This is a genomic window from Pseudoalteromonas sp. MMG007, assembly GCF_018100985.1.
GTDB lineage: Bacteria > Pseudomonadota > Gammaproteobacteria > Enterobacterales > Alteromonadaceae > Pseudoalteromonas.
The window spans coordinates 462,871-475,915 of record NZ_JAGJEI010000001.1; the positions used below are offsets into that span (position 1 = coordinate 462,871).

9 protein-coding genes and 1 pseudogene are annotated in these 13,045 nt (G+C 38.9%); 9 read left to right on the plus strand and 1 reads right to left on the minus strand.

All coding sequences use genetic code 11. The annotated features are described in order from the left end of the window. Positions 1-43: 43 nt before the first annotated feature. Positions 44-3,484 carry a PAS-domain containing protein gene (locus J8L71_RS02175; protein WP_210999068.1) on the minus strand — a complete coding sequence of 1,147 codons (3,441 nt, stop codon included), beginning with the start codon at positions 3,482-3,484 and terminating at the stop codon, positions 44-46. Positions 3,485-3,895: 411 nt separating this feature from the next. On the opposite strand from J8L71_RS02175, the gene J8L71_RS02180 reads away from it, so the two are divergent. From J8L71_RS02180 to J8L71_RS02215, 9 genes and pseudogenes are all read left to right on the plus strand, one after another. Beyond that, a complete protein-coding gene (locus J8L71_RS02180; RefSeq protein ID WP_004586074.1) occupies positions 3,896-4,159 on the plus strand; it encodes a DUF4212 domain-containing protein in 264 nt (87 codons plus the stop codon). A 10-nt stretch (positions 4,160-4,169) separates the two neighbouring features. Beyond that, entirely contained in the window at positions 4,170-5,894 is a 1,725-nt protein-coding gene (locus tag J8L71_RS02185; RefSeq protein WP_210999069.1) for a sodium:solute symporter family protein, read from the plus strand. Positions 5,895-5,999: 105 nt separating this feature from the next. Then, positions 6,000-7,838 carry a DUF294 nucleotidyltransferase-like domain-containing protein gene (locus J8L71_RS02190; protein ID WP_210999070.1) on the plus strand — a complete coding sequence of 613 codons (1,839 nt, stop codon included), beginning with the start codon at positions 6,000-6,002 and terminating at the stop codon, positions 7,836-7,838. Between the two features lie 20 nt (positions 7,839-7,858). After that, a complete protein-coding gene (locus tag J8L71_RS02195; protein ID WP_210999071.1) occupies positions 7,859-8,482 on the plus strand; it encodes a 3'-5' exonuclease in 624 nt (207 codons plus the stop codon). A 315-nt stretch (positions 8,483-8,797) separates the two neighbouring features. Beyond that, positions 8,798-9,262, plus strand: a complete 465-nt coding sequence (locus tag J8L71_RS02200; protein ID WP_210999072.1) for a hypothetical protein — start codon at positions 8,798-8,800, stop codon at positions 9,260-9,262. 55 nt (positions 9,263-9,317) lie between these two features. Then, complete coding sequence (locus J8L71_RS02205) at positions 9,318-10,994, plus strand: methyl-accepting chemotaxis protein (RefSeq protein ID WP_247655164.1); 1,677 nt, start codon at positions 9,318-9,320, stop codon at positions 10,992-10,994. Between the two features lie 98 nt (positions 10,995-11,092). Further along, positions 11,093-11,427: pseudogene (locus tag J8L71_RS18470) on the plus strand (hypothetical protein); the annotation flags it as partial. A gap of 121 nt (positions 11,428-11,548) precedes the next feature. Then, a complete protein-coding gene (locus tag J8L71_RS02210) occupies positions 11,549-12,298 on the plus strand; it encodes an SIMPL domain-containing protein (RefSeq protein WP_210999073.1) in 750 nt (249 codons plus the stop codon). Between the two features lie 79 nt (positions 12,299-12,377). After that, a complete protein-coding gene (locus J8L71_RS02215) occupies positions 12,378-13,040 on the plus strand; it encodes a peroxiredoxin-like family protein (protein WP_210999074.1) in 663 nt (220 codons plus the stop codon). Positions 13,041-13,045: the final 5 nt, after the last annotated feature.

Below are 13,045 nucleotides of genomic sequence, written 5' to 3' on the forward strand. Positions count from 1 at the left end.
TTTTTGCTGATTTAGCTTAGCAAAAGCTAAGTAACTAATAAAATTAAGTACTGTGATTAAGCAGTGCTTTTAGCTTACCGGGCTTAATGGGTTTGCTTAAATAATGAATATTAGCGGCTTTGGTTTCTTGTTTTAGCTCGGTGTCGCGCACTGCGGTAATTAAAATAGCCGGAATATCGCCTTGCCATATTTCTCTGAGCGTTTTAATTAAAGTGATGCCATCGCACTCATTGCCTAATTGATAATCCATTAGAATTACATCTGGCGCTTTACTTTGTTTTGCATGCTCAAGCACCTTGTCTACATCGTCAAATAAGGTGTAATTGGCTTGCCACTTTTTAAGTAAGCTGGCCATAGCCGCTAGGTTTTCTGGGTCGTCGTCAACGGCCACTATATTTATAGCCGCACGGTTTTCTATTAAGCTGCTAGCGGCTGGTTTTTGTTGTACAAATTGCGCATCGCCGTAGGGTACTTCTATGCTAAAGCGGCTGCCTTTGCCTGGCTCTGAGTGCACATCAAGCTCTAAGCTTAATAAATCGGCCATACGTTTTACAACGCCAAGCCCGAGGCCTACACCTTTGTTATCACCGGCTTCTATGCGGTAAAAGTCGTTAAATATTTTAGCTTGTTCTACTTCGCTAATACCTGGGCCTGTATCCCATACTTCTATTCGTAAATTGTGCTTACGGTTCCTACAAGCAATAAGTACCCGGCCTTTGTCGGTATATTTAACAGCGTTCGATACTAAGTTTTGAATAATACGACGTAGATAGGTTATATCGCTGTGCACTATTTGCTGATTTGATCGCACGCTAAGCTTAAGACCTTTATCGCTTGATAAAATAGCGTACTCACTTTGTAGTGGCGCTAAAATATCATCAATAGAAAAATGGCGCGGGGTAGGGGTCATGGCGCCTTGTTCTAGCTTGGCAATTTCTAATAATGCCGACATTAAATGCACCGTAGAATCTAGGCTATCGCCAAGCTTATCAAAGCTATTTTGATTCGTTTTATCGAGTTGTTTTTCGTCAATAGCGGCTAGATATAAACGTGCTGCATTAAGTGGCTGCAAAATATCGTGACTCGCGAGCGCTAAAAACCGTGTTTTACTGTCGTTAGCTTGCTCTGCTTCGCGTTTGGCTAAAGTAAGTGCTTGCTCTGTTTGTACGCGGCTGTCTATTTGTGCTTGTAAATCTTTATTAATGGTTTGCACCTCTTGTGTTCGCGCTTCTATGCGGTTTTCAAGATCCATGTTTATTTCTTCAAGGGCATTTTGCGTGCTAATGTGATTAGTAATATCTGAAAAGCTCGTTACAAAGCCGCCATCAGGTAGAGGGTTACCAATCATTTCGTATACTTGGCCATTGCGGCGATGGCGTATAAAGTGATGAGAGCTGCCATTTTTTAAATGCTGAACACGTTTTTCTACTTGGCGGTCTATTTCGCCGGGGCCACATTCACCGCGCTCTGCGTTGTATCTAATAATGTCTTGTATGGGTTGACCTACTTCTAAAAAGCCTTCTGGGTAGCCAAACATTTCGCCGTAGCGTTTATTCCATGCAACTAGGTTTAGATCTTTATCGACAACCGAAATACCGTGGCTTAAATTTTCAAGCGAGGTATACAATAAATTTTGGTTAAATTGCAGGGCTTGGGTGGTTTCGTCAAAAAAGTTGACTACTTCTTCAAAGGCCATGCGTTTACCCGATGACACCGTATGAATAAGTGCTTGAGCAGAAGATGCACCTAATACACCGGTTAGTGCGCGCTCGCAGTAAGCTATAAATTCAGGCTCCGGGTGTCCGCTGTTGTCATTTAAATGATGCGCTAGCGCATAATGAGCTAACACTTGCTGGCTGCGCTGAATGCCTAAAAAGGTTTGCAAAAGTATTTTAAAATCGTAAACCGTGGCTTTAACGTTTTTGTTTAAGCGGCGAGATAAAATAGCCTGATCTTTAGGATTAACAAATGCAGCTGCTTGAATTTTATCAATTAAGCGCTCCTCTGCTCCTAACGAAAAGCTAATGTAACAACCAATATTGGCAAACAACGCAATTAAAGTACCTCGAGTAATAAGCGTTTGTTGCAGCTCGCTATCAATCATTGCGCCAGCATCAAGTATTGGTATCATTAAAAATAATATCCAACAAATAAAACCCGCCACTAAGCCAGCATATACGCCATAAGCGTGGCCTTTTCGCCAATATAAACCACCGACAATTGAAGGTAATAACTGTGTAACCAACGAAAATGCAACTAATCCCATACTAGCCAATGCACTACTGTGACCAAACCATTGCTGATAAAAATAGGCCAAAATTAATATGCCAGCAATAGTAAAACGCCTAACAAGTAATATGCGCGATTTATAGCTACTGGTAATTAAATTACGTTTAAATTTACGACGTAGCATAAGAGGTAATACTACATCGTTTGAGATCATGGTACTTAGCGTAAGTGTTGCAACGACTATCATAGCAGTTGCAGCGCTAAGCCCGCCTATAAATACAAAGGTGGTTAAAAATGCTTGGTCGTGAATTAACGGAAGTGCTAATACAAAGCTGTCGGGGGAGAAACCTGAGCCAATATCGGGATGAATAGCAGCGGTGGCAATGGGTAAAATCATCGCGGCGGTAAGCAGTAAATAAAGCGGAAACGCCCAGCGGGCAGTAAATAAATGGCGCTTGTCTTGGTTGTCGACCACGGTTACATGAAATTGACGCGGTAAACATATAATTGCCGCAGCGGCCATGAGCGATTGGCCAATAAAGTTAAAACTAAAAAAGTTAAAATCGGCCCAGTGCTGCCAAATAGACTCGCTTACTTTGTTTGAGGTTGCCACAGGCATATTAAAAAGGGTGTAAACAGCTAGCCCTGCTACTGCAACAAGTGCAATAAGTTTTATCATCGATTCAAATGCCACAGCGAGCATTAAACCTGAACGGTACTCTGTTACATCCACTTTGCGAGTACCAAAAAATATTGCAAACATTGCCATAATTAATGTGGCCGAAAGCGCGAGCATATCGCCCGATATTTTATTACTACTTTGCAGAAGTAAAAAGCTGGTACTAAGGGCTTTTAATTGCAGCGCAATATAAGGAATAGTCGCTAATAATGCGATTAAAGTAACCATAATTGCAGTGGTTTGGCGCTTGCCATAACGCGCAGAAATAAAGTCGGCAATGGTGGTTATGTTTTGCTTTTTACTGACTAACACCAGTTTGCGTAAAAACCCTTGGCCGAAAAAAAACAACAGTGCAGGGCCTAATAATATGGGTAAATAACTCCAGCTGCTGGTGGCCGCTGTACCTACAGAGCCATAGTAGGTCCACGATGTACAATAAATACCTAAAGATAATGAATATACAAAAGGGTGATGGCTTATACGCTTTGCCAATGGTGTTGTTTTATCGCCCCAGTTGGCAAGCCAAAACAGCACACCTATATAACCTAAAGCAACAATAATGAGTACGGCAGTCATGTTGTTATTAACCTTATTAGTAAAACATTTCCCTCAACCTTGAGAGCATTAACACAATACCAGAACTGGCAATAAGTGTGCGTGCAGATTTTTATTTTAAAACGCGCTTATTTTTATAATCTATTGAATATATTAAGTAAATTTATATTTGGTATTTTTATTAGACTAATGTCGCATTATTGACCAATTTAGAGCTACTGTGCTTTATAACTTCTTACCTAATACCATAACGTCATGAAAATTCTATCTTTTGTGGTTGCTTGTTAAATGTTGTTTTACAGTTTACGTAAACGTTAACAGGCTGTTACGACTATGGTCTCAATTCAATATTTAAGCTGCGTTGCTAAATTGATTAGCGAAGATAAAAAACCACCCATCGCGATATTGCGATGCTTAAAGGGGAAAATAAAAATGGCTTTTAAAGATGAAGAACAAGCAAAAGCTTATTGGGCAGAAAACATTTCACTACTGTTTAAATTACTAGCAGTGTGGTTTGTGGTCTCGTTTGGCTTTGGCATATTACTGGTAGATGTACTTAATGAAGTACGTTTTTTTGGGTTTAAACTTGGCTTCTGGTTCTCCCAGCAAGGCGCGATTTACACCTTTGTTGCTTTGATTTTTGTGTACGTTTTCAAAATGAATACGTTAGATAAAAAATACGGCGTAGACGAATAGGAGCTAAGCAATGGATGTTCAAACACTCACATTTATAATTGTTGGTTTAAGCTTTGCGCTTTATATCGGCATTGCAATTTGGGCTCGAGCGGGCTCAACTAAAGAATTTTACGTAGCGGGCGGCGGCGTACCACCACTTGCTAATGGTATGGCAACAGCTGCCGATTGGATGAGCGCCGCGTCATTTATTTCAATGGCGGGTATTATTTCGTTCGCAGGGTATGATGGCGGCGTTTACTTAATGGGGTGGACCGGCGGTTATGTATTACTCGCTATGTGTTTAGCGCCTTACTTACGTAAATTCGGCAAATTCACGGTACCTGATTTTATTGGCGACCGTTACTATTCACAAACAGCGCGTGTTGTTGCTATTTTGTGTGCCATCTTTATTTGTTTTACTTACATTGCAGGGCAAATGCGCGGCGTAGGCGTGGTATTTTCTCGCTTTTTAGAAGTAGAAATTGAAACCGGTGTATACATTGGTATGGTGATTGTATTCTTTTATGCAGTACTTGGCGGCATGAAAGGCATTACCTACACGCAAGTAGCACAGTACTGTGTGCTTGTATTTGCTTACCTTGTTCCTGCTATTTTTATCTCGATGATGATGACAGGCCACTTCTTCCCACAAACAGGGTTTGGCGCCACACTTATTGGCACCGACGGCGTTTATGTTCTCGATAAGTTAGACGGTTTAAGTGCAGAGCTTGGCTTTGCCCAATACACCGAAGGCTCTAAGAGCATGATTGACGTATTTGCAATTACAGGTGCGTTAATGGTGGGTACTGCTGGTTTACCACATGTAATTGTTCGCTTTTTCACTGTACCTCGTGTTAAAGACACACGTATTTCAGCAGCGTGGACACTGGTATTTATTGCTATTGTTTATACCACAGCACCCGCGGTTGCCTCGTTTGCTCGTGTAAACATGATTGATACCATTAACGGCAAAGACGGCAGTGGTACAGAGTACGCAGAAGCACCAGCGTGGATTAAAAACTGGGAACGCACAGGCCTTATTATCTTTGATGATAAAAACGGTGATGGCAAAATGTTCTACACAGCGGGTAAAATTGAAGATCCAAATAGCGCAAACGAAGTAAAAGTAGACCGCGATATTATGGTGCTTGCTAACCCTGAAATTGCCAACTTACCAGCATGGGTAATTGCCTTAGTAGCCGCAGGGGGTATTGCAGCAGCACTCTCTACCACCGCCGGTTTACTGCTGGTTATTTCGACCTCCGTGTCGCACGATTTACTCAAGCGCACCCTTAAACCCGATATTAGCGATAAACAAGAGCTACTGGCCGCTCGATTAGCTGCGATGGTTGCCATTGTTATATCCGCGTACTTTGGTATTAATCCGCCAGGGTTTGTAGCATCGGTGGTCGCGTTTGCATTTGGTTTAGCGGCGGCGAGTTTCTTCCCAGCAATTATTATGGGAATATTCTCTAAAACAATGAATAGAGAAGGCGCAATTGCCGGCATGGTAACGGGTATTGGCTTTACCGCTGCGTATATTATCTTCTTTAAGTTTGTAAGCCCTGAGTTAAATAGTCCTGAAAACTGGTTCTTAGGTATTTCTCCAGAAGGCATAGGCCTAGTTGGTATGATTATTAACTTTGTAGTTGCAGCGACTGTACTTAAGTTTACTCAGCCTACACCTGTTGAAATTCAACAAATGGTTGAAGGTATTCGTAATCCTAAAGGGTCGGCTGGAGCACATGCTCACTAAGCCTACTTATTTATAAAGCACCAAAAGCCCGACTTTAGTCGGGCTTTTTATTTGTATAAATAATGAGTACATTGGAGCAGTGTATACTTTTTAATGAGTGCAACAATGAGTGTAGAACAACAAGAAGTAGCCCAGTATGTGTGTATGCAAGCGCCTTTTAGTATGCTGCAAACAAGTGCATGCGAATACTTTGTAAGCCATTTAGATTGTGTTTACCTAACACGCGAAAATCAAACTCAATGGCTGCAAAGCGAAAGCCCAAAGCTCTTTTTAATTCGCTCAGGTTTATACGATTTGGTTGATGCCAAAGGCAATGTAATAACGCGTTTAGCGCAAGGTGACTATTTTGGTTACCCCTCGCTTTTAATCGGTGAAGCAATACAAAATAGGTTAGCGGTTCAAAAAGAGGGTATAGTGTATATGCTCAGCCAAGAGCATTTTGATTTTTTACGCCGTGAATACAAACCGTTTGAACAATACTTTGTAAGAGCACACGCAAACCGTTTACTCTCATCACATTATAAAAGTAAAAACGATAGCTGGTCTGAGCGCAAAATATCTGAGCTTATGACCCGTAAAGCGATAACTTTAGCGCCCGATGCGAGCATTAGACAAAGTGCTAAAAAAATGAAAGAGCATGGTGTGTCATCAATTATGATCACCGAACATGCCCATTTAGTCGGTGTAGTTACTGACCGCGATTTACGTAACAGGGTACTTGCCGACGAAGTAAACCCACAAGAAGCTGTTAGCAGCATAATGACCGCTAAACCCAAGTTTATTTTTGAAAATAACCGCGTGTTTTCTGCGCTGCATTTAATGCTTAAATACAATATTCACCACTTACCTGTACTTGATGAAAACCATAAACCATTGGGTATGCTTACTAGCACCGATTTACTACGCCAGCAAAAAAGCGACCCAGTTCAGCTCATTGGCCGCATTTATAAAGCGCATACTATTACTGACTTAAAACGCTACGCAAAAGAAATTCCTGAGCTCCTGCGTAGTTTTTCATACAACATTGATGATATATCACTAATTGGTAAATTATTAAGTGGTTTAACCGATGCACTAACATCGCGCCTTATTCATTTATTTCAAGAAGATAATGGTGCAGCGCCCACCAGTTTTAGCTTTATTTGTTTTGGCTCGCAAGCGCGAGAAGAGCAAACCCTGCACTCAGACCAAGACAACGGTTTACTACTGCCTGATGATTTAAGTGATGAACAACACGCTTACTTTAAACATATGGGGGAGTTTGTTTGTGAACAGTTAGTAGAGTGCGGAATTAGACGTTGCCCTGGAAATATTATGGCCAGCAGCGATTTATGCCGAATGAGTATAAGTGACTGGTGTGAGCGCTTTTTTAAATGGATAAAAAGCCCAACGCCAAACGCCATGCTTAACTGCAAAATATTTTTTGATTTGCGCTTTATTGAAGGCTCAAATGCCTTGTACAGCAGCTTTTGTGAGCAGCTTACTCGCATATCTCGCAATGAATTATTTTATGCCGCTATGGCAACTGATATAAGCAGTAACAGCGTACCGATTGGTCTATTTAACAAGTTTAAAACCGAAAAAACCGATCAAAATAATAAATACATAGATTTAAAAACACGTGGTGTGGTTATTATTAACGACATAGCAAGGTTATACGCACTTAAAGCTGGAATTAGGCGCGCTAATACACAAGAGCGATTAGATGCGCTTTTAAAGCACAGCTTACTCAGTAAAAAGGATATATATAATTTAAAAGATTGCTGGCGATTCTTAACTCAACTGCGCTTAAGTACTCAAATAAATGAAGAGGGATTGCCAAGTAACTGTATTAATCCTGATAAGTTAAACTCGCTTGAGCGCCATCAGTTAAAAGAAGCTTTTTACTTAGTTAAGCACGCGCAGCAAGCCGCCGCGTTTAAATTTGCTCGTGGCAGTTTATAAGGCGTATTTTAGGAAAGACCATGGTAAAAAAATTGCTTAGCGAATACTTTAAAAAGCGAAATTTATTAAGTCAAAATGCGTTAACGCAGCGCTATTTAGTTATTGATTTAGAGCTAACAGGGCTTGATGCAAAACAACACGAAATTGTATCGGTAGCGTGGGTTGTAATAGATAACCAATGTATAAAAATGAGTGAGTCAAAACACTTAGTTAATAAAGATGTTAAAAGCCTAGAGCAAAGCCCTGTATATCATGGAATTAACGACGATACTTTAGCTAAAGGGCAAAGCCTTACCAATATATTAGCGCAATTAAGCAGCCACTTTAGCAACTGTATTTTAGTGTTTCATAATGCCATACTTGATTGGGGCTTTTTAAAAGTGGCGCTAAAAAACGCAAATATTAATATTCAACCCAAACTCATCCTCGACACGCTCCATATAGAAAAAAAACGCTTAATTAATTATTCATGTGATATAAAACAAGATGATTTAACCCTAAGTGCCTGCCGCACACGTTATGAGTTACCAAGCTATCATTGTCATCATGCGCTTACCGATGCACAAGCGACCGCCGAATTACTACAAGCTCAGTGCCATCAAATAAGCCGTGGTAAAGAGCTAAAAGTGAAAGAGTTAACATAGGCTTACAAATTTTAAATGCAGAGTTATTTTAATTAAGTTTGATTGATAATTAGTGATAACAGAACACACAAAAATTATTTATCTAAAAATAAATTCCTCCCTGGTTTTTATTAAGTCAATTCAGCCCCGATAGCTCACTAAATATGATCAATCTAAACATGTAGCATTAAATCTTGCTTGATCGTATAAAGAAACTAATATGTAAATATAGATTGTCTATAATGTTAATTATTGGTGGGCTAAAGTGTTTGCTCTAGATCTGTTGTAGCTCCAGAAACATCTAAATTCATTATTGTTTATTTAAAAGAGAAAAATATGAGAAATAAAATTTTAAAGTGCATCGCGTGTTCTCTAATATTTTTAATTCCAGCTGTTCAGGCAAGTGACGAAGTTAAACACGTCCCTGGAATTTTTATTGGCACCACTCATTTTGATAGTGAAAGTGAATTTACCTTTGGGATTGAATATGAGTATAAATTTACTAATGAATGGGGCGCTGGAGTGGTATATGAAAGAACAAATGATGCACATCATGGCGATGGTACAGCTGTAGTTCTAGCTTCTCTTTTCTATCACCCGACTAAAAATATTCGTTTTGGGGTTGGTTTTGGTGAAGAGCGCATAGGCGGGGGGCACCCTCACAATGAAGATTTATATCGTATCAGTAGTGCTTATGATTTTCATGTTGGAGATTTTGGTATCGCACCTACTGTAGCGGTAGATTTTATTGATGACGAAGAGGCTATTGTTATTGGTTTTGCTATCACTCGACCTTTTTGATTTTTACTTTTCAGCAATTATGTAAGGTTTAGCCCTAAAATTGAAGAGGTTTAAAATGTTAAGTAAGTTGTCCATTACCAGTAAAATATACTTCCTAGGTATTTCGCAAATAATATTAATGTTGATAATTGGGGTTATATCTTTAATACAGATGAATAAAATAGGTTTAGAGCTAGTTGACATAGCTGAGAGAGATATTCCTCTTAGCAATATGCTTACTACAATGTCGGAGCATAAATTAGAGCAAACAATATATTTTCAGCGAGCTTTGTTACACGAAAGTTTAGCATCAGGTGAAAGCAATGAAGAAATTGAAAATAAGCTCTCGTCGTTAACACAAAAAATTCAAAGTGAATTTAACAAATCAGAAAAATTTGTTCGTGACTCTATTGTTCAATTACATAACGAAAAGGCTAAAACAAGTTTTAAAGCCTTGGCAAATGATTTGAAGCTCCTAAATACAGAATATCAAAGTATTACAGCGAACATTAATAATGTAATTGAAGCGGTTAAAACTCAATCTGTTTCTGATTTGGGCGATAAAATAAGTACAATTGAAGTCGCAGAAGACAAATTTGAAAAAAAACTAATAGCATTACTTTCCCAAATACAACAATTTACTTTAGATTCAGCCTTAAAAGCTGAAAGTGATGAAAAGCAAGGTATTGATATAATCTTATATATATTCCTTTTCTCCGTTATTGTTGGTATGGCGTTATCATATTTTATAAGCAGAGCAATTTCTCAACCAGTAAATAGACTAAAAACTAGATTAGTTGAAATAGCAGATGGTGATGGCGATTTAACCTTAACGCTTGATGAAAGTGCCAGCGATGAAATAGGAGATACAGCAAGAGCATTCAACAAGTTTTTATTAATGCTAAGAGAAACAATCAGTGAAGCGAATATACATTTATCGCAATTAGATGATTCATCTAAATTTGCAATAAATATTATGCAACAAACAGTGACCAACGTTGACAAGCAAAGGGTTGAAACTGAAATGGTTTCAACTGCCGTTGAAGAAATGACCTGTACAACTTTAGAGGTGGCAAGTAATACTCAAAATGCATCAACAGTGACCGAGGCTGTTAAAGAGCGAGTATTAAAGGGAAAATTAGAAGCGTCTCAAGCAAAATTAGTCATTCAACGTTTAGCGACAGAAATAGATGAAGCAAGTACTGTGATAGAGAGTCTTGTAACAGAAACAAATAATATTGGCAGTGTTTTGGACACTATACAAAGCATTGCTGAGCAAACTAATTTGCTTGCTTTAAATGCTGCAATTGAGGCTGCGCGAGCTGGTGATACAGGTAGAGGCTTTGCTGTTGTTGCTGATGAAGTAAGGGCTTTAGCGCAACGAACACAAGTTTCTACTGTTGATATTCAAAGTTTGGTTACCCGTTTACAAAGTGAAGCTCAAAATGCAGTGATGAGTATGAATAAGGGAATTAGTAGTGCCGATGAGTGCCTTAAAAAGAGTACTGAAACATCAGAAATATTTGCTGATTCTGCCATTGCAGTGAACGAAATTACGGATTTGAACTTACAGATTGCTACCGCTGCAGAAGAGCAGTCGGCTGTTGTAAGTGAAATAAATCAAAACTTAATTAACATTACAGATATTGCTACAGAAACATCGACAGGAGCACAAGATACATCTGAAGCAAATGAAAGTATCGCCAGATATATTAATAACTTAAGAATTAACCTTAATAAATTTAAAGTGTAACTATCCACTTTAAATTTATTAAGGTGCTTGAAGCAATACTAACGAGGTTGTATTTTCAGGTTAGTAGAAAAGACTATATTTACCAATTAAGCCTGTATTTAGTGTTTAATGATGCAATGCTTAATTGGAACTTTGTAAAGTCGCGCTAAAAAGTAAATATACATATTCAACTCAAACTCACTCTCTATACACTCCATATAGAACAAAAGCGCTTAATTAATTATTTATGTGATATAAAATAAGATGATTTAACCCTAAGTGCGTGTCGTGCGCGTTATGCGTTACTAAGCTATCACTGTCATCATGCGCTTATCGATGAACAAGCGCCGCCGAATTACTACTAGCGCAGTGCCATCAAATAAGCCGTGGTAAAGAGATAAAAGTGGGGGGATGTAGGTTAGCTGTAGGCGCGGTTATATGCCGCGAGAGATAAGCTATTGGCTACAATAGGAACAGTTTACTTTTATTATAATCTGTATAATTATAGGTACGCATGCTTTGTTACTATTTCGAGTAAACTTTATTTCAACTAATCATTACCTCAAGGAAAGATTATGAACCTCATTACCTTTATTTTTCTAATCTTATTCCCTGCTATCGCTTTTGCTAATTCAAGCTTACCTGCTAATCGTCATATTGCAGTGCAAGGTTATGCTGAGATATTGGTTGAACCTGATTTAGCTCAAGTTACTTTTGAAGTAATGAGCACTCAAGATACGTTACTTGAGGCTAAACGTGATCTTGATACTCAGGTTAACTTGTTACTTGAAGGCGTTGATAAATACGGTGTTGAGCTAGACGATGTTTTTGTATCTGGTTTAAAAAGCAATGTATACAATATTATTGGTACAGAAGCGGGGACTGTTTCAGACGATAAGTACTTAGCGCTAAAAACGGTTAAAGTAACCATCAACGATATTAAAAAAATAGATGGTTTTATTGAATTTGCACAAAGTATAAAAATAAATAATGGTATAGCAATCGAGAGTTTATCTTCAAAAGTAAAGTTGTTAGAGTCGCAGGCAACACAAGCTGCAGTAGATGACGCAATAGCTAAAGGAAACCTGCTCGCTAAAGCATTTGGCGCTAAACTTGGGAAAATTTACAGCATTAGTTCGAAGTCAAACCAAGTGAATTACTGCGGTAACGAAGATGATGAAAAGCACCCTGTTTCATCGAGTTATACTAGTAATTCAAATCCCTTTGAACATGAACACTATATTGATAAAACAATCAGTGCTGATTCAATAATTAGTATCTCCTCATCTATAAATGTGGTGTTTGATTTAGAAGTAGAAGATTAAGTTAAAATTTTAATTTCAAATACAGTTTCGTACTGTAAGCTGGCTTCATGTTTTTGAATAATTTGAAGGTAGCCATACTATGAGTGATGAAAGCAACACATTAAAAGCACAAACTGAGGCAAAAGTAGCTGCGGGGCGAAAGGGCAATCCTGCTTTTATGAAAGGTGTTGATGAGAGCATTGCTCAAGCAAAATCTTTTCAAGAGGGTGCTAATGCACTTGCTCTAAACCAAAACGCGCCAAACTTTGAGTTACCAAATCAACATGGGCAATCGGTGCAGTTAACCGAGTTACTTGCTAAAGGCCCCGTGGTTATTACTTTTTATCGTGGTAGTTGGTGCCCATACTGTAATTTACAGCTTAAAGCGCTTCAAGCTCGCTTACCTGAAATTCATGCATTAGGCGCACAGCTGGTGGCTATTAGCCCACAAGTGCCTGATGGATCAATGAGTGAAAGCGATATAAGTAACATGGATTTTGTAGTGCTAAGTGATCAAAATGCGGATGTTGCAGCAAGTTATGGCGTAGCATGGAAAGTCCCTACATTTTTACTCGAGCATATGCGCGTAGACCGCGGCCTTGATTTAGAGTCGCTCAATGACGGCAATGGCAGTATTTTACCTATCCCTGCCACCTTTGTTTTAAATAGCGAAGGTAGGGTAACGTGGCGTTATGTTGACGTTGATTACCGCACACGCTCAGAGCCAGAAGATATTATTAATGCATTGAAAGTACTGCAGTAAAGAAT